General features: G+C 68.4%; 14 protein-coding genes. 6 read left to right on the top strand and 8 right to left on the bottom strand.

The genetic code is table 11. The features are described 5' to 3' along the window. Positions 1-304 precede the first annotated feature (304 nt). Entirely contained in the window at positions 305-1,693 is a 1,389-nt protein-coding gene (locus U5805_RS19635) for a sigma-54 dependent transcriptional regulator (RefSeq protein WP_322105155.1), read from the top strand. A gap of 417 nt (positions 1,694-2,110) precedes the next feature. Beyond that, positions 2,111-3,082, top strand: coding sequence for a thymidylate synthase (locus U5805_RS19630; protein ID WP_322105154.1), 972 nt, complete (start codon positions 2,111-2,113; stop codon positions 3,080-3,082). A 102-nt stretch (positions 3,083-3,184) separates the two neighbouring features. On the opposite strand, the gene U5805_RS19625 is transcribed toward U5805_RS19630, so the two are convergent. Together U5805_RS19625 and U5805_RS19620 are read right to left on the bottom strand one after the other, a co-directional pair. Then, positions 3,185-5,836 (bottom strand): DUF6600 domain-containing protein, encoded by a 2,652-nt coding sequence (locus U5805_RS19625; protein WP_322105153.1) that lies wholly within the window; start codon positions 5,834-5,836, stop codon positions 3,185-3,187. Positions 5,837-5,990: 154 nt separating this feature from the next. Continuing rightward, on the bottom strand, positions 5,991-6,710 hold the full coding sequence (locus U5805_RS19620; RefSeq protein WP_322105152.1) for a helix-turn-helix transcriptional regulator: 720 nt from the start codon (positions 6,708-6,710) through the stop codon (positions 5,991-5,993). A gap of 195 nt (positions 6,711-6,905) precedes the next feature. Here U5805_RS19620 and U5805_RS19615 point away from each other — a divergent pair, with 195 nt between their 5' ends. Together U5805_RS19615 and U5805_RS19610 are read left to right on the top strand one after the other, a co-directional pair. Further along, entirely contained in the window at positions 6,906-7,058 is a 153-nt protein-coding gene (locus tag U5805_RS19615; RefSeq protein WP_322105151.1) for a hypothetical protein, read from the top strand. A 117-nt stretch (positions 7,059-7,175) separates the two neighbouring features. Then, positions 7,176-8,372, top strand: coding sequence for a GlxA family transcriptional regulator (locus tag U5805_RS19610; protein WP_322105150.1), 1,197 nt, complete (start codon positions 7,176-7,178; stop codon positions 8,370-8,372). Positions 8,373-8,673: 301 nt separating this feature from the next. On the opposite strand, the gene U5805_RS19605 is transcribed toward U5805_RS19610, so the two are convergent. Continuing rightward, a complete protein-coding gene (locus U5805_RS19605; protein ID WP_322105149.1) occupies positions 8,674-8,886 on the bottom strand; it encodes a hypothetical protein in 213 nt (70 codons plus the stop codon). A 13-nt stretch (positions 8,887-8,899) separates the two neighbouring features. Between U5805_RS19605 and U5805_RS19600 the strand changes: the two genes are divergently transcribed. Beyond that, positions 8,900-9,403 carry an acyl-CoA thioesterase gene (locus tag U5805_RS19600; protein ID WP_158951937.1) on the top strand — a complete coding sequence of 168 codons (504 nt, stop codon included), beginning with the start codon at positions 8,900-8,902 and terminating at the stop codon, positions 9,401-9,403. A 124-nt stretch (positions 9,404-9,527) separates the two neighbouring features. Here U5805_RS19600 and fumC read toward each other — a convergent pair whose 3' ends face one another. The 5 genes from fumC to U5805_RS19575 form a co-directional block, all read right to left on the bottom strand. Then, on the bottom strand, positions 9,528-10,937 hold the full coding sequence (fumC, locus tag U5805_RS19595) for a class II fumarate hydratase (RefSeq protein ID WP_322105148.1): 1,410 nt from the start codon (positions 10,935-10,937) through the stop codon (positions 9,528-9,530). Between the two features lie 223 nt (positions 10,938-11,160). Further along, entirely contained in the window at positions 11,161-12,855 is a 1,695-nt protein-coding gene (locus U5805_RS19590; RefSeq protein ID WP_415914635.1) for a phospholipase D family protein, read from the bottom strand. Between the two features lie 208 nt (positions 12,856-13,063). After that, on the bottom strand, positions 13,064-14,026 hold the full coding sequence (panS, locus tag U5805_RS19585; RefSeq protein WP_322105147.1) for a ketopantoate/pantoate/pantothenate transporter PanS: 963 nt from the start codon (positions 14,024-14,026) through the stop codon (positions 13,064-13,066). A gap of 509 nt (positions 14,027-14,535) precedes the next feature. Beyond that, the gene (locus U5805_RS19580; RefSeq protein ID WP_322105146.1) at positions 14,536-15,927 is read right to left on the bottom strand and encodes an MATE family efflux transporter; all 1,392 of its coding nucleotides are present in this window, start codon (positions 15,925-15,927) and stop codon (positions 14,536-14,538) included. A 213-nt stretch (positions 15,928-16,140) separates the two neighbouring features. Beyond that, a complete protein-coding gene (locus U5805_RS19575; RefSeq protein ID WP_322105145.1) occupies positions 16,141-16,362 on the bottom strand; it encodes an RNA-binding S4 domain-containing protein in 222 nt (73 codons plus the stop codon). A 387-nt stretch (positions 16,363-16,749) separates the two neighbouring features. On the opposite strand from U5805_RS19575, the gene U5805_RS19570 reads away from it, so the two are divergent. Then, a complete protein-coding gene (locus U5805_RS19570) occupies positions 16,750-17,199 on the top strand; it encodes a hypothetical protein (protein WP_322105144.1) in 450 nt (149 codons plus the stop codon). Positions 17,200-17,295: the final 96 nt, after the last annotated feature.

The raw sequence follows: 17,295 nt of genomic DNA, 5'->3' as shown, positions 1-17,295 counted from the left end.
AGAAAAACCGTTCTTTTATGCTGGAAATGCTTCCATCGGTCCCTTAACGATTCCATTCGCATAAGTTCTATCCAACTGCCATGCGGCTATAGTAAGCTTCAGAAAAAGCCGTATTACGAGAAAAGAAAAAGCCCGCCATCGGGCACGTTGACACACACGCCAAACTCGGGGATTCACTGTCAGCAAAAGCATGCCCGTTCGCCTTTTACCGGCGTACGGACGAGCGTTTTTTTTTGCTGCGTGTCTGGTCATTCAGGTGCGTGCCGTCATTCCCAAACGATGTGTTGGCAAGAGGATCTGAATAATGGAACCTGCAACGCGGCAGTTGGTGTATGTGACGCGCAATCCAATCGCGGCGCTCAATGAGCGTTTCCACGAGCGCGGCTGGCAGGTTGAAGTGGTGGGAACGGCGCGGGACGCGCGTCGCGCGTTGCGCTCGGGGGTGCCCGCGGGCGGACTCATCGACTTGTCGAGCGACTTCCACCTTAACGAAATCGGCGCATTCGAGCCGTGCCTCACGTTGCCTAATGTCGGCTGGGTCGCCGCGACCACGACGGGCCAGCTTCAGGACGCGACGCTGCGCCGTCTGGTGCGCGATTACTGTTTCGATTACGTAACGGTGCCGTGGAACGGCGACCGCATCGTCGACTCCGTGGGCCACGCCTATGGCATGGTCTCGCTCGGCGAAGCCTCGGCCAACGACACCACGGGCGGCAGCGAGGGCGAGATGGTCGGTTCGTGCGACGCGATGCTCGCGTTGTTCCGCTCGATCCGCAAGGTCGCCATGACCGACGCGCCCGTGTTCATCTCGGGCGAATCGGGAACGGGCAAGGAACTCACGGCGGTGGCGATCCACGAGCGTTCGGCGCGCCGCAGCGCGCCGTTCGTGCCGATCAACTGCGGCGCGATTCCGCCGCATCTGCTGCAATCGGAACTGTTCGGCTACGAGCGCGGCGCCTTCACGGGCGCGAGCCAGCGCAAGATCGGCCGGGTGGAAGCGGCCAACGGCGGCACGCTGTTTCTCGACGAAATCGGCGATTTGCCGATGGAAAGCCAGGCGAGCCTGCTGCGCTTCCTGCAAGAAGGCAAGATCGAGCGCCTGGGCGGCCATCAGTCGGTGCCGGTGGACGTGCGCATCATTTCGGCGACGCACGTCGACATGCGCGCGGCGATGGTGGAAGGGCGCTTTCGCCAGGACTTGTATCACCGCCTGTGCGTGCTGCAAATCGACGAGCCGCCGTTGCGCGCGCGCGGCAAGGACATCGAGCTGCTCGCGCGCCACATGCTCGAACGCTTCAGGAAAGACGGCAGCCGGCGCCTGCGCGGCTTTTCGCCCGACGCCATCGCGGCGCTTCACAACTATAGCTGGCCCGGCAACGTGCGCGAGCTGATCAACCGCGTGCGCCGCGCGATCGTGATGACCGAGGGCCGCGCGATCACGGCGCGCGATCTGGAACTAGGCGATTACGTCGAAGTCGTGCCGGTGTCGCTTTCGCAGGCGCGCGAGGCCGCCGAGCGCCAGGCCATCGAGCTTGCGCTGCTGCGCCATCGCGGCCGTCTCGGCGACGCCGCGCGCGAACTCGGCATCTCGCGCGTCACGCTGTATCGTCTGCTGTGCGCGCATGGCATGCGCCATCTGGAAAGCGAGCCGCTCGCGCCGCATCCGGGCGGCCTGGCTTCGGGCGGCCGCTAGGCGCTGTTCTCCGATGCCGAAGCGGGCGGCGCGTGCGCCGCCCGTTTTCCTTTGCATGGCGTCCCGGCCTGGTTTGGGCGATGAATCGGCTACATGCGTTGATGACGCATCGGTATCGTTTTCAGCGACGCCGGCTTCGATGCGAGTTTCGATGCGAGCTTCGACGCGGGTTGGGTGCGGATTGGGTGCGGATTTCGATGCGGTGTTCGGCGCGGCTTCGATTCGATCTCGCTTCGACGTCGGGCCGATAGGTTTCCGATACGATCGCGCCGCGGCTTACCGGAGACGCTTTCCGGTTTATTGTCCGCCGGGCGAGCGCGCCGCGCACTGTTAAAATCCTTCCTTTGAACGAGCCGGCGCCGATCGACCCCGAAGCGAGATCGAAGCGACGCCGCACCGCCCGCCGAAGGAACCCGCATGAAACAGTATCTCGAGCTTGTGCGCTCGATTCTCGACACCGGCACGTGGCAGGAAAACCGCACCGGCATCCGCACCATCAGCCAGCCGGGCGCGATGCTGCGCTTCGACCTCCAGCAAGGCTTTCCGGCGGTGACGACGAAGAAGCTCGCGTTCAAGTCGGCCGTGGGCGAACTGGTCGGGTTTCTGCGCGCCTCGCGCAACGCGGCGGAATTTCGCGCGCTCGGCTGCAAGGTCTGGGACGCCAACGCGAACGCCAACGAGCAGTGGCTCGCGAATCCGTACCGCGAAGGCACCGACGATCTCGGCGACGTGTACGGCGTGCAATGGCGGCGCTGGCCGGCCTACAAGGTGCTCGACGCGGGCGAGGCCGCGCGGATCGCCGACGCGCAGTCGCGCGGTTACGCACAGGTCGCGCAATTCAGCGAGGGCGGCCAGCCGAAGGTGCTGCTCTACAAGGCGATCGACCAGCTTCGCCAGTGCCTCGACACCATCATGCAAAACCCCACCGACCGGCGCATTTTGTTTCATGCCTGGAACCCGGCGGTGCTCGAGGAGATCGCGCTGCCCGCGTGCCATCTGCTTTACCAGTTCCTGCCGAACCCCACGAGGCGCGAAATCTCGCTGTGCCTGTACATCCGCAGCAACGACGTGGGCCTCGGCACGCCGTTCAACCTGACCGAAGGCGCGGTGCTGCTGCATCTCGTCGGCCGGTTGACGGGCTACACGCCGCGCTGGTTCACGTATTTCATCGGCGACGCGCACATCTACGAGAATCAGCTCGACATGCTCAACGAGCAACTGCGCCGCGAGCCGTTCGAAAGCCCGAAGCTCGCGATTTCGGAGCGCGTGCCCGAGTACGCCAAAACCGGCGTCTACGAACCGGAATGGCTCGACAAGATCGAACCGTCCGATTTTTCGCTCGTCGATTACCGTCACCACGAGCCGCTGACCGCGCCGATGGCGGTGTAGCCGCGTAAGGCTCGATGGTTTGTCCGATGGGTTCTCCGACGACGTGAAAAAGCCCGCGCTTCGCGGGCTTTTTCGTTGCTGCCGGTAACGCAGGGGCGGCGCTCAGCCGTGATGATGCTCGTCGTGATTGCCGCCCGACGCGCGCTCTTGCGGATGCGGCTGGGGCTGCGGATGCGCTTGTTGCGGCGGCTGTTGCTGCTGCGGATGAAATTCCGCCCGTTGCTGCGGCTGGGGCTGCGGATGGAACGCCTCGCGCGGCTGCTGCTGCGGTTGCGGATGGAACTCGGCGCGGGCCTGCTGCTGGGGTTGCGGCTGCGGGCGGGGCTCGGCGCGAGTTTGCGGCTGCGGCTGCGGATGAAACTCCGCGCGCGCTTGCGCCTGGGGTTGCGGCCGTGGCTGTGCTTGCTGCGGCATCGGCGGCTGATGCGCCGTCTGCGCTTGCGGCGCCTCGTGCTGCATCGCGGCCGGGTGCGGCGCTTCGCGACCGGCGTCACGTCCAGCTTCATGGCCAGCCAGCCGGTTCCCCTCGGAACCCGCATCGCGCGGCGATGGCATTGCCGTCGCGGGCGGGCGGCCGGCTTCGTTGTTGCCCGGTTGGCCGCGCATCGCCATCGGCGCGTGCTGCTGCGTCCATACGGGTTGATGCTGCACGCCTTCCGGCGCGCGCGCGGCGTTCGTTCCCGCGTTCGCACCGTTCGACGCGGCCTGGCCGTTCGCGGGCGCGCCGCCTTCGGGGCGGCCCGCGAACGGCGCGGCGAGTTGCGGCGGACGCGGCACGCCGTGCGCTTGTTCCTGGGTTTGTCCGCGCGCCTGCTGGGGCGCCTGCGCGGCGGCCGGCGCGCCGGGCCGGCCGCGCTGCATCGCGTTCGCATTGGGCGCGCCCGCCATGCCCGTGAACCCCGGCGCCGGCGCGTTCCCCGGCCTGTCCGCACGCCCGGCTTGTGCTTCGCCCGGCCTGCCCGCCGCGCTCATCGGCGGCGTGTGCGGCCCGACCACGCGCACGTTCTGCGCGGACCACGCGCCGCGCGAGGCGGGCGAGAACGGCCCAAACGACGCGTGCGCGGGCGCCGAGACGCGCACCACCGGCGCGCCCGCGCCCGGCACCTGGCCGCCAGCGTGCGCATAGCGCTGCGCGAGACTGTCGTGGAACGCGGGCGGCGCGACCGGCGCGCGCGTCGCGACCACCTGGCGCTGGTTCAGCGCGGCGGGCGGCCGGTAATCGGCGCGATGTTGATTCGGCCCGAAGCTGCCCTTGACCGGCGCGATGCCGGGCGTGCCCGATTGCAGACGCGCGTTGCGCCATTGCTGCGGATCGACGTGCTGCGCGAACCGCGACGCCGACTGCCCATGCACGAACGCCGTCGCCGGCACGGCCGTCACGGCGCCGGGCACGCGGTAATTGACGAACGTGTTGTGGACGTTGATGTTCACGTTCTGCCGATAGTTGTTGACGACGTTGTTGATGACGACCGGGCGGTTCACGCGGTCGTAGTAACGCGGGCTCCAGTCGGCCCAGCGCGGATGCCACGGCTCGCCCGGCCCCAGCGCGAACCACGCGACGCCCGCCGCCGCCGCGCCGCCGATGGCGAGGTTCACGCCCCAGTCCGTGCCGCCGCCTCCGTCGCCCACGAATGCGACCAGCGCGGGCGCATAAACGGGCGGCGCGCTCTCGACGAGCGGGCCCGGCACCCAGGCCCAGCTATCGTCGACATGCGCCCAGCGGCCGTAGTGGTAGGGCGCGAAGCCCCACGGCGCGTCGTCGACCCAGGTCCAGCCCCACGGCGCCTGCCAGACCCAATGACCGTCGTGATACGGCGCCCAGCCCGCGGGCACCGCGTTCGGCACCCAGACTTCGCCGTACTGCGGGTCGCTGCGCCACGTGCCGTTGTTATCGAGATCCTGGTAGCCGGGCATGTCGCGCGAGACGTAGCGCGCCGAGACCGAGCGATCCTCGGCGGCGTCGCGCGCGAGCGCCCACTGGTCGAAGGCGTCGGCGGGCGGCGCGGCGTTGTTGGCGGTTTGCTGGAGATCGACGCCGGCGAAACGGATCTGCTGGCCCGCCGACATCGGCAACTGGCCGTTCTCGCCGTAGACGGTCACGCTGCCGCTGCGCACGGTCACGGTGGTGGCGCTGCCGTCGGGCGCGACGTCGACGCGATAGTCGCCGGGGCTCGTCACGCCGAGCGCGAGATTCGGCGTGTCGATTTCGTACGCGGTGCCCGCCGGAACCTCGCGCACGCGCGTCGAGAGCGTGCCTTGCGCGACCTTGAGCTGGGTGCTCTGGTCGTCGAGATTGAGCACGTCGAGGCTGGTTTGCGCGCCCATGCGCACGGCCGTCGAGCCGATGTGGAGTTCCGAGCGCGCGTTGGCGTCGTTCCAGAGCTGGTCGCCGGTCGTGAGCGGGCGGTTGAGCTGCGCGTAGGACCAGTCGGTCGCGCCGGCCGGTTCGGTCGTCACGGCGCCGGCCATGTAGTCGAGCCGCGCGACGCGTCCGGGCGGGTCGCTGGCCGCGCTCTGCGCCGGCGGCGCGGCAGTGGGCGCGACGGCGGGCGGCGCCGCTTGCGCGAAGGCCGCGGGCGCGATGGCAAGATTCAGCGCGGCGAGCGCGGCGCAGGCGAACAGCGTGAGCGAGGTGAGCGGGCGGCCGGCATTCCGATGACGAGACGGCGCAGCAAAGGGCGCAGCGGACGGTTGGGACGGTGAATGGGACGGTTCAGACGGTGTATGGGATGGCGTAGCCGTGCGCGTTGTCATGTTCGTTCTCCAGGGCGCCAGCGTGCTTGCGGCGCTCCATGACGGCCACTGTATCCGCCGCGCTTGTTTCCATGCGCACCGAATTGTTAAGGCTTATGCCGCAGATGTAACAGAACGTGTGAGCGCGCCCCAAGCCGCCGTTCGCGCGATTTCGTCAGCTTTTGGCGTCGACGAGCGCGGTGAATTCGCGCTCTCCTTGCGGCGTGATGCGTAGCACGCGCGGGCGGCTCGCGCGTTCGACCCAGCCGCGTTGCATCCACGAGTCGAGCAGCGCCGCGCCGAGCGCGCCGCCCAGATGCGGGCGCCGTTCGCTCCAGTCGAGACAGGTACACGCGAAGCGCCGCCGCCGCGTGCGCAGCGCCGCAACGTCGACGCCCCAGCCGGCGAGGCGGGCCGCGCCGGCCGGCGTGGCGTCGAGCGTGTCGCCGTCGCGCACGAGCAGGCCGCCATCGACGAAACGCTCGAACACCTGCACCGCGACTTCGCCGGCCATGTGGTCGTAGCAGGTGCGCGCGCGGCGCATTTCCAGCGGCACCGTGCGCGCGGGCCGCGTGAGCGCTCGCGCGGGCGCGGCGGCGTGAGCGACGTTCATCAGCGCTTCGATGGCGGCGGCCATGTCGGGCGTGGCGATGCGGTAATAGCGATGACGGCCGCGCACGTCGTGCGCGAGCAGGCCGCCTTCGGCGAGGCGCGCGAGATGGCCGCTCGCCGAGGAAGGCGAGAGGCCCGCGATCAGCGTGAGTTCGCCCGCGGGCCGCGCGCTGCCGTCCATGAGCGCCCAGAGCATGGCGGCGCGGCCGGGGTCGGCGAGCAGGGCGGCCACGCGCGCAAGGCCGGGAAAATGGCTCGATTCGTCGGGGTTGGGGCGCGTCATGAGGGCTCCCGGGGCGATGGCGGAAAAGTCGATGTCGATGCCGATACTCTAGCCAATCGCGGTATTCGACGTTTCGGCGCGAGATGAAGTGTCGATGGAAACGAACCGCCGAACCGCCGAGCCGCCGGGACGCGTTCTGCGAACGGCCGGGACGCCGCGCTAAAATCGGGCTTTTCCGCTTGCCATCGCCCGCTCATGACACGCTTTCTCGCTTCGCTCGCCGCCATCGCGCTCACGCTTTCGTGCGTTGCCTGCGCGGGCGGCGGCTCGGGCTCCGGTTCGTCCAGCGGCGCGAGCGGCATCACGATGTACGGCACCATCGACGAAGGCATTACGTTCCACAAATAACGCGGCGCATGCGGCAACGTAGCAGCGGTGCAGTGGCAGGAATTGATGCCGCTTTGACCTGACTGCCAGATCGCGCCGTGCGATGATGCGTGGATTCGCGTCATGGATGTTGCCGTCATGCCTTTCCCGTCCGCTTCTCCCGCTCGCGCCGCCGCGCGCCACATCGTGTTTGCCGTCGCGCCGAATCTCGTGCTGCTCGATGCGTGCGGGCCGGTCGAAGCGTTCTGGCGCGCCGAACTGGCGATGCGAGGCGGCGTCGGCGCTTTTTCCTCGACGTATGCGGTAACGTCCGCCGCAACTGCGGGCGTGACTTCAAACGCAAACCCGAACGCAAACCCGGACGCAAACCCGAACGCAAATTCCGGCGCAAGTTCGGACGCAAATTCCGGCGCAATTTCCGTCGCAAATCCGGACGCCAATCCGGACCCGATGCAGCCCGCCGCGAGCGCCTATCGCACGACGCTCGCTTCTGTCGACGGCGGCGTGCTGCCCACCTTCGCGGGCATGCCGATCGTCACCGAACGGCTCGACGCGCTCGATCCCGCGGCCATCGACACGCTGATCGTGCCTGGCGTTCCTGTCGACGAAACCTCCCCGCTGCAACCCGAACTCGTCGCCTGGATCGCGGCGGCGGCGCCGCGCGCGCGGCGCGTCGCCTCGGTGTGTACGGGCGCGTTCTATCTCGCGGCGGCGGGGCTGCTCGACGGCCGTCGCGCCGCCACGCACTGGCGCAACGCCGCGCAGCTCGCGCGCCGTTTTCCGCGCGTCGAAGTCGATCCCGAGCCGATCTTTATCCGCGACGAACGCGACGGCCGCGTGGTCTGGACCTCGGCGGGCGTGACGGCCGGCATCGACCTCGCGCTCGCGCTGATCGAGGAGGACTGCGGCCACGCGGTCGCGATGCAGGCCGCGCAACGGCTCGTCGTGTTCATGAAGCGGCCCGGCGGCCAGGCGCAGTTCAGCGAAATGCTGGCGGCGCAAACCGCGGCGGGCGGCGAATTCGACGCGCTTCACGCGTGGATGGCCGGCAATCTGCAAGGCGAGCTGAGCGTGGAGCGTCTTGCCGAAGCCGCGTGCATGAGTCCGCGCACCTTCGCGCGGCGCTACGCCGAGGCGGTCGGGCGCACGCCCGCGCGCACGGTGGCGGCGATGCGCGTGGAAGCGGCCGCGCACGCGCTCGCCGCGTCGCGCCGGCCGCTCAAGCGGATTGCCGCCGATTGCGGTTTCGGCAGCGAGCAGAATCTGCGGCGCGCGTTCGAGCGGCGCTACGGCGTGCTGCCGCTCGATTACCGCGCGCGGTTTGCGGCGAGCTGAGCGGGGAACCGGGCGGCGAGCCGGATCGGCGAAGCGAAACGCCGAAGCGAAACGCCGATCCGCAACGGCGGGGCCAGGCCGGGCGCCAGGCGGCGACGTGCGGCGCGACCCGAGGGGCGACTTGAGGCACGGCCTGGAGCGCGACCCGAGCGGCGAACTGAAGCGCGACCTGAGGCGCGGCCGGAGGGGCGACCCGAGGCATGGCCTAGAGCGCGACCTGAAGCACGACCCGAGGCGCGACCTGAAGCGCGACCGGAGGCGCGGCCGGAGGCACGACCCAAGGCACGGCCTGGAGCGCGACCTAGAGCACGACCCGAGGCGCGACCTGAAGCGCGAACTGAAGCGCGAACTGAAGCGCGAACTGAAGCGCGACCGGCGGCGCACCCGACGCACGCCCCCAGGCAGTGCCGACGCGCCCGCCCATCGCCATCGCCGGCGTGCATTGCGCCCGCTGATTGCCCTCGTATAATCGACGCCTTCCCCCCAATCGAAGCCGCGCGAGCGGCGTTGCCATGAGCGCCCACGAGATGAAGACGCCATCCCAACCGCTGGATCGTTCGGAAACGACGTTCCGTTTCCTTGCCGAGCCCACTTCGGTGAATTTCGGCGGCAAAGTGCACGGCGGTGCGCTGATGAAATGGATCGACGAAACCGCCTATGCGTGCGCGGCCGTCTGGTCCGGCCGCTATTGCGTGACGGTGAGCGTGGGCAACATCCGCTTTCGCCGGCCGATTCTGGTCGGCAACATGGTCGAGTTGCGCGCGCGCGTGGTGGCCACGGGCCGCACCTCGATGCACATCCACATCACCGTGCATGCGGGCGATCCGAAAAGCGGCCAGTTGCGTCTCACCACCGACTGTCTGATCGTGTTCGTGGCCGTCGACGAAAACGGCAACCCGATTCCCGTGCCCACCTTCGTGCCCGAAACCGATGAGCAGAAGCGCCTCGCCAAATATGCGCTCGACGTGAAGGAAGCGCTCGACGCGATCGTCGAACTCAAGCCCGAGGAAGTCGCCAAGGGTGAAGTCTGAGCGCGTCGCTCGCTGAAAATCGCGGGCGAAAAAAACGGGCGGCGGGCCATGAGGCTCGCCGCCCGTTTTCTTGCCGACGCAAAGCTGCCGACATCAAACCCGCGGCAATTCAGCGACGCGAAATTCAGCCCTTGAGATTGCCGACCATTTCGTGCGGCTTCACCCACTCGTCGAACTGCTGCTCGCTCACGTGGCCGAGCGCGAGCGCGGCGGCCTTGAGCGTCGTGCCTTCCTTGTGCGCCTTCTTGGCGATCTGCGCGGCCTTGTCGTAGCCGATGTGCGGATTGAGCGCCGTCACGAGCATCAGCGATTCGTTGAGCAGCGTGTCGATGCGCGGGCGGTTCGGCTCGATGCCCACGGCGCAGTGATCGTTGAACGAGAGCGCGCCGTCGGCGAGCAGGCGGATCGATTGCAGCACGTTGTGCGCGATCATCGGGCGGAACACGTTCAGCTCGAAGTTGCCGCTCGCGCCGCCCATGTTCACGGCCACGTCGTTGCCGAACACCTGGCAGCAGAGCATGGTCACCGCTTCGGACTGCGTAGGATTGACCTTGCCCGGCATGATCGAGCTTCCCGGCTCGTTTTCGGGAATCGACAGCTCGCCCAGACCGCAGCGCGGGCCGCTCGCGAGCCAGCGCACGTCGTTGGCGATTTTCATGAGGCTCGCGGCCACGGTCTTGAGCGCGCCGTGCGCGAACACGAGCGCGTCGGCGGCCGCCATCACCTCGAATTTGTTGGGCGCCGTGACGAACGGCACGCCCGTGAGCCTGGCGATGGCTTCGGCCACCTTCTGCGCGAATTGCGGGTGCGCGTTCAGGCCCGTGCCCACCGCCGTGCCGCCCTGCGCGAGTTCGTAGAGATGCGGCAGCGTGGATTCGACATGCTTGATGCCGTGATCGAGCTGCGCGACGTAACCCGAGAATTCCTGGCCGAGCGTGAGCGGCGTGGCGTCCTGCAAGTGCGTGCGGCCGATCTTCACGATATCGGCGAACGCCTTCGCTTTCGCGTCGAGCGTGTCGCGCAGCGTCCTGAGCGCCGGCAGCAGATGCTGGACGATGCCCACGGCCGCCGCCACGTGCATGGCCGTCGGGAACACGTCGTTGGACGACTGGCCGCGATTCACGTCGTCGTTCGGATGCACCTTGCGCGACTCGCCGCGCTCGCCGCCCAGAATCTCGCTCGCGCGATTCGCGATCACCTCGTTCAGATTCATGTTGGTTTGCGTGCCGGAGCCCGTTTGCCACACGGCAAGCGGGAATTCGCCAGCATGCCGGCCCGCGATGATCTCGTCGGCGGCCTTGACGATCGCCTGCGCCTTCGTTTCGTCGAGCACGCCGAGCGCGAGGTTCACTTCGGCGGCGGCACGCTTGATGGTGGCGAGCGCCGTGACGAGTTCGGGCGACTGTTTTTCCGTCGAAATACGGAAGTTTTGCAGCGATCGCTGCGTCTGCGCGCCCCATAGCTGCTGCGCGGACACGGCGATTTCGCCGAACGTGTCGCGCTCCATGCGGACGTTGTCGTTGCTTGCGGTCATTCGATGCTCCGGTGATTGAGGCGGTGCCGGGCCACGAGGCCTGGCGCCGCTTGCGTGACGGGTTCGGATCGATCCTTGCGATGGCTGACCGCGGGCTTGCCGCGCGCCGGGGCGCGGCGCCCGCGCGTTTGCGTTTCCGGCTGGCTGAAGCGGCGGATCGTGCAGGGCGGCCGACCTGTGCCGCGAATCGCGCCGCGCCTCGGGTCCGAAAACCCGTGGCGCGTCACAACTGGCTGTCGACCGGCAACAGCAAGAATAGCCCGGTTAGGAGATTTCGGTAGAAACCCGCACCGGGATCGAGGTTGTAGGTGCGGATCATGCCGTTTTCCTCGTCGGTCCACACGAGCGGCGAAGCGGTCGCGCTGCCGCGCAGTTGCGCGAGTTCGGCCGGCGTCGCGAGCGTGACGCGGTAGCTCACCTTGGGCGAGGTCGCGAGCCGGAAATAGCCGGCCACTTCGTGCGCGAGCGGCGGGCTTTCGACGATGAGCGCGAGTTCCGTGTTGAGGTTCGCCGAGCGCGGATCGAGATTGAGCGAGCCGATCACGAGCGTGCTTTCGTCGACGACATACGCTTTCGCGTGCAGGCTCGCGCGCGACTCCGAGCCGACGATGCCGAGCCGGCGCGAATCGTTGGGCGAGGGCAGCGTGGGCTTGAATTCGTAGAGTTCGGCGCCCGCCTTGAGCATCGGCACGCGGTATGGGCTGTAGCCCGCCTGCACGGCCACGGCGTCGGTGGCCGCGAGGGAGTTGGTGAGAATGGACACATGAACGCCGCGCGCCTCCAGCTTGCGGATTGCGTCCACGCCCGCTTCGTGCGGCACGAAATACGGCGAGAAGATCAGCACGCTGTGCTGCGCGGCGTTCATGCGCGCGAGCGTCACGCGCATCGCGTCGCCCATTTCGCCCGGGCTCAGGCCCGCGATCTTTTCGGGCGCGTCCGCGACGAACTCGCAGTTCGCCCACACGAGCCCGAGCTCGCCGCGCGCGATCTGCTCGGCGAGCGGCGTGGCGTTGAGCGGTTTCGCGTTGTACGGATCGGCGTCCTTGTGCCAGTGCTCGCGCAGATCGTCGCGCGCGAGGTCGAGGTCGTGCGCGTCGAACTTTTGATGATTGAGCGCGCGCAGCGGATAGGCGAAGTCGCTGTTCCAGTAGTCGTCGAAACTCTTCGAAACCTGCGCCGTGACCGGGCCGGCCGCGAGAATGTCGAGATCGCTGAACTGCAAGGTGGGGCTCGCGCTGAAGTATTCGTCGCCGAGATTGCGCCCGCCCACGATCGCGAGCTGGTTGTCGACGATCATCGCCTTGTTGTGCATGCGGCGCGTGAAGGCGTCGATGTTGGTGAAGACGTTGGTCGTGCGGCGGAACACGCTTTCCTGCGAGCTTCCGTACGGATTGAACACGCGGATCTCGATGTTCGGATGGCTGTTGAGCGCGGCCATCAGCTTGTCGATGTCGTGGAAGTTCAGATCGTCGACGAGCATGCGCACGCGCACGCCGCGATCGGCCGCGTAGAGTGCGGCGCCGAGCAGCAGCTTGCCGGTCGTGTCCTCGTTGGCGATGTAGTACTGCATGTCCAGCGTTTTGGTGGCCGCGCGCGCGAGCGCGATGCGCATCTGCAACGCGTCGGTGCCGGTGGCGAGAAGGCGGAAACCGGTTTGGCCCGCGTGCGCGGCCTCGGGCGCGGCGAGCGCGGCGCCGAGCGGCGTGGCCGTGGAAGGCGCGAGCGCTTGCGTGTGCTCGCGTTGCAGCGCGCTGGCGGGCGGGCGCGTGGCGCAGGCCGCGAGCGCCGTGAGCGTGGCGAGGCAGGCGATGGTGAGGGCGCGGCGCAGCAGCGCGGCCGCGCGCGAGGCGGCACGCTCGCGGGCCGGGGCGGCGGCGGTGCGGGCGGCGGCGGTGCCGGCCGTGGTGCCGTCAACGATGCAAGCAGCGAGCGAAAGATGTTGCGTGGGCAAGCGGATTCTCCTCATCGGCCGCACGAGCGGCGTGCCTGGCTTGGCGTGCGCCTCGCGCAAGGGCGTTGCACGGTTTGCGCGTCGATTCTACGCAAACCGGCGCACGCGAATTGCGCGGTCGCGCAATCGTGCGGCAGGAGAAGCAAATTGCGGGCCGCATCACGCCTTGGCGGCTTCAGCCGCGTTCGGCCGAACCCGTCGCCGCGTTCGCTGCGTCGCGATCGCTGCCGCGCGCCGGCTTGCCCGCCCAGTAGCCCGCGAGCAGCGAGCCCGAGAGGTTGTGCCACACCGAAAACAGCGCGCCCGGCAAGGCGGCCAACGGCGTGAAGTAGAGCTTGCCGAGCGTGGCGGCGAGCCCCGAGTTCTGCATGCCCACCTCGATGGCGAGCGTGCGGCACACGGACTCGTCGAAGCCGAGCAGGCGGCCGCCCCAATAGCCGCCCAGCAGGCCGATGCCGTTGTGCAGCACCACGCCCAGCGCGACCACCGGGCCGACCGTGGCGATGCTCGCGTGCGTGCCGCCCACCACGGCGGCGATGATCGCGAGGATCGACACCATCGAAACCAGCGGCAGGATCGGCTCGACACGGCGCACGAGGCCGCCGGCGACGCGGTTCACCACGAGGCCGATGGCGATCGGCAAACCGACGATCTGCAAGATGCTCATGAGCATGCCGCGCACGTCGACGACGATCGAGGCGTCCACGTAAAGGCGCGTGAGCAGCGGCGTCGCGAACACGCCCACGAGCGTCGAAAGCGCGCTGATCGTCACCGAAAGCGCCACGTCGCCGCGCGCGAGATAGATCATCACGTTCGAGGCCGTGCCGCTCGCCACACTGCCCACCAGCACCATGCCCGCCGTGAGATCGGGCGGCATGCGCAGCACCTTGGCAATGGCCCACGCGGCGAGCGGCATCACGAGGTAATGCAGGAAGATGCCGGCCGCCACCGGCGCGGGCCGCGTAAAGACGCGCTGGAAGTCGGCGAACGAGAGCGTTACGCCCATCGCCAGCATGATGATCATCAGAAGCGTCGTGACGTGCGGCGCGATGGGGGCGACGGCGCCCGGATTGAAATACGCGAGGATCGAGGCCAGCACGGCCCAGAGCGGGAAAAGTCGGGTGATCGGGGCAAGCATGTGAAAAGTCCCTGAGGGTGGTGTGTCGTGTTGTCGTGGCGCCGCGTCGCGGCCGTGCGCGCGAGACAGGAGCGGGCGCAGGCAGGACAAGTCAGGCGCGGGCTTCGTGCCGATAGCCGGAATCGTCCGCATCGCCGCTATTGCTTCTGTCGCGTGTCTTGCTTGCCTTGCTTCTATCGCCCGTCTTGCATCTCCCGCATGGAGCGATCGAATCGCTCGAATGGAGCGACGCCGAAAGGGAGCGACGCCGGAAGGGAGCGACGCCGAAAGCGCGCGGCGAGGCTGCCCGTCGCGCCGAGCCGTGGCGAACGGCCACGAAAGGCGGCGGCTTTCGCGCGCGGCGTTGCCGGGGTGGCCGGCGAGGCGCGGGGCGCGGTCTCCTGATCGTTATTTCTGCCCTTGTGGGACGGCTTGGGCGCGGCGGTTCGCTGCGCCCAAGCGGCGTATTCTAACCGCCCGGTTTGCCCGTCCGGTCGCATGCCCTCGCGCTTGCGCCGGGACGGTCCGTCTCAGCGCGCGCACTGCGCCTTGCTGATGCGATGGAAGCGCCACGTCATCAGCACGGCCACGCTCGCGAGGCCCGCCGCGAGCCCCCACCAGAGGCCGAGCGCGCCCATGCCGAAGTGGAACGCGAGCGCATAGCCGGTCGGAAAGCCGATGCCCCAGTAGCCGAGCGTGGCCGCGACCATCGGCACGCGCGTGTCCTTGAAGGCGCGCAGACAGCCCGAGCCGACGGTCTGCACGCCATCGACGATCTGGAAGATGGCCGCCACGCCGAGCAGCGTGGTGGCGAGCGCCACGGTGCGCGCGTTGGCGGGATCGTCGAGATCGAGGTAGAGGCGCACGATCGAATGCGGCGCGAGCACCATCACGAGCGCCGAAAGCGTCATGAACGCCACGCCCAGGCCGAGCGCCACGAAGCCAGCATGACGCGCCGCGCGCGGCACGCCCGCGCCGATCCAGTAGCCCACGCGCACGTTGGCCGCCTGGCCGATGGAAAGCGGCACCATGAAGCTCACGGACGCCACGTTGAGCGCGATCTGGTGCGCCGCGAGCGGCATCTCGCCGAGCAGGCCCGCGAGCAGGCCCGTGGCGAGAAAGAGCGTCGCTTCGACGGCATAGGTGATGGCCACCGGCCAGCCGATCGTGAACAGCTCGCCCATGAGCGGCGCCGTGGGCCGCCGCGCGACCACGAAGCGCTGATGCGAGGGCCGCAGATGCAGCAGCGCCATCAGCACGAGCGCCGTGAGCCAGACCGTGACCGCCGTGGCCGCCGCCGAGCCGAGGAACCCCAGACGCGGCAATCCCCACGCGCCGTGGATCAGCCCATAGTTGAGAAAGCCGTTGAAGAACACGCAGCCGATCGAGATCCACAGGAGCCGCCGCGCCGCGCCGATGGCGGGCAGAAACGAGCGCATCAGCCCCACGCCGATCAGGCTTGCGGGCGCGCCCCAGCGCAGCACGGCCGCGTATTCGCCCACGTGATGCGCGAGCAGCGGCGGCTCGCCGAGCGCCAGCAGGATGGGCGCGGCGAACGAGAGCAGGGCGAAGGCGGGCACCGCCAGCAACAGCGAGAGCGCGAAACCGGTCCAGTAGATGTGCGGCACGCGGCTCTCGTCGTCGGCGCCGCGCGCCTGCGCGACGCTCACGCTCACCGAGGTCAGCACGCCTTGCAGCACGGTCACGACCACGAAGAACAGGTTCGCGCCGAGGCCGCCCGCCGCGAGCGCGTCGGCGCCGAGCGAGCCGAGCAGCACCGTGTCGGTCACGCTCATCGCCATCTGCGAAAGCTGGGCGATGGCGAGCGGCCCGGCGAGGCGGGCGGTGTCGGCGGCGTGGCGGCCCAGCGTGGGCGGCGCGAGCGTGGAGCGGCTGGAAAGCGTGCGCGTGGTGCGGGTCATGGGAGCGGGCGGCGCGAGCGGTCGCGCGGTTTCAGGCCCGGCGGCCGCCATCACCGAAAGGGATCGGGCGGACGAAAGCGCCTCGGGCCGATGGTCGTATCGAACCCGAAAGCTTATTGCGTGACGGCGCGCTTGTCGATGCGAATGCACGAATCCGGTGCATCGCCGTGTTCCCGGCGCACGCGTCGAAGGTCGTGCGTCAGGCCGCTTCCGTCAGTCTGCTTCCTTCACGGCGATGCGCGTGTCGCCCAGCAGCACGGACTGCCCCGCGCGAATCTTGCAGGTTTTGCGCAGTTCGACTTCGCCGTCGACCTTGACCGCGCCCGAAGCGACGATCTGCTTGGCCGAGCCGCCGCTGTCCGCGAGGCCGGTGATCTTGAGAAGGTTGTGCAGTTCGACGAAATCGCCGGTCAGCGTGAAATCGAGATTGGGCATGGCGTGGGAATCGCTGGTAACGGATGTGCGGCCGGGGGTGTGTCCGGGTGTGTCGGATGTGCGGCCGGACGGCGCGCGAAGGGTCTGCATGATACGCGATGCCTCGCGTCTTGCCGCGCGCCTTCGCCTGGTGCCGGCGGCCGTCCGTTGTTGCATGGCGTTGTTACGTTTGAGGGCCGGATGTTATGAATTCGTCAGCAAATGAAACCGTGAGTAACGCCGCGGGACTGCGCGCCAATCTTCAGATGACAATGGTTTCACGCCGGTTCGCAGACACCGTTTCGCCGTAGTTGGCGGTGAATCGTCCCCGACGAAATCCCGGCGCGGCTCTCACGGGTATGCCCGTTGCAACCGCACTTTTTGGAACCACTGCAAAGAGGATACGCCATGACCCAGATTCGCAAGCTCATCACCAATACTGCTCTCGTTTCGGCCGCCGTGTTCGCACAGGGCGCTTTCGCGCAATCGACGGCCACGCCGCCCGCCGACCAGGCGCCCGCGATGGCGCCGGCCGCCGCGCCGGGCCAGGCGCCCGCCGCCGCCGGCATCGCGCAGCCCACGCCCGCTCCGCAGACTCTGACGGCGCCGCAATCGCCCGATCCGCTCGTGCAGAAGCGCAACGCCAACGCACAGGCGAGCGCCGAGTACAAGAGCGCCAAAAAGTCGGCGAACGCCGAATACAAGGACGCGAAGAAGCAGGCGAAATCGCAGTACAAGTCGGATGTGAAGGACGCGAAGATCAACCGCAAGGCTGACCGTCAGGCCAACGACTCGGAGATGAAGGATCAAATGAACGGCATGTCGGCGCAGCAGCAGGGCGGCCAGCAACAGCCGTAAGCGCGCGTTGTTGCGCGCTGGCGAGTTTTGAATATGAGCGACGGCGGCGTCCGAAAGGGGGCCGCCGTTGCGCTTTTCGAGCGAGCATCGCGTGCC

The organism is Paraburkholderia sp. J41 (assembly GCF_905220235.1).
Taxonomy (GTDB): domain Bacteria; phylum Pseudomonadota; class Gammaproteobacteria; order Burkholderiales; family Burkholderiaceae; genus Paraburkholderia.
Note: the sequence above shows the minus strand (reverse complement) of the source record. Positions and strands in the feature narration are given on the sequence as shown.

Excerpts from the sequence above, each read along its gene's own strand:
- U5805_RS19635 (WP_322105155.1), top strand. The coding sequence starts at position 305 with ATGGAACCTGCAACGCGGCAGTTGGTGTATGTGACGCGCAATCCAATC.
- U5805_RS19630 (WP_322105154.1), top strand. The coding sequence starts at position 2,111 with ATGAAACAGTATCTCGAGCTTGTGCGCTCGATTCTCGACACCGGCACG.
- U5805_RS19615 (WP_322105151.1), top strand. The coding sequence starts at position 6,906 with ATGACACGCTTTCTCGCTTCGCTCGCCGCCATCGCGCTCACGCTTTCG.
- U5805_RS19620 (WP_322105152.1), bottom strand. The coding sequence starts at position 6,710 with ATGACGCGCCCCAACCCCGACGAATCGAGCCATTTTCCCGGCCTTGCG.
- U5805_RS19605 (WP_322105149.1), bottom strand. The coding sequence starts at position 8,886 with ATGGCAACGCCGCTCGCGCGGCTTCGATTGGGGGGAAGGCGTCGATTA.
- panS (WP_322105147.1), bottom strand. The coding sequence starts at position 14,026 with ATGCTTGCCCCGATCACCCGACTTTTCCCGCTCTGGGCCGTGCTGGCC.
- U5805_RS19600 (WP_158951937.1), top strand. The coding sequence starts at position 8,900 with ATGAAGACGCCATCCCAACCGCTGGATCGTTCGGAAACGACGTTCCGT.
- U5805_RS19580 (WP_322105146.1), bottom strand. The coding sequence starts at position 15,927 with ATGACCCGCACCACGCGCACGCTTTCCAGCCGCTCCACGCTCGCGCCG.
- U5805_RS19610 (WP_322105150.1), top strand. The coding sequence starts at position 7,176 with ATGCCTTTCCCGTCCGCTTCTCCCGCTCGCGCCGCCGCGCGCCACATC.
- U5805_RS19575 (WP_322105145.1), bottom strand. The coding sequence starts at position 16,362 with ATGCCCAATCTCGATTTCACGCTGACCGGCGATTTCGTCGAACTGCAC.
- U5805_RS19570 (WP_322105144.1), top strand. The coding sequence starts at position 16,750 with ATGACCCAGATTCGCAAGCTCATCACCAATACTGCTCTCGTTTCGGCC.
- U5805_RS19625 (WP_322105153.1), bottom strand. The coding sequence starts at position 5,836 with ATGACAACGCGCACGGCTACGCCATCCCATACACCGTCTGAACCGTCC.
- fumC (WP_322105148.1), bottom strand. The coding sequence starts at position 10,937 with ATGACCGCAAGCAACGACAACGTCCGCATGGAGCGCGACACGTTCGGC.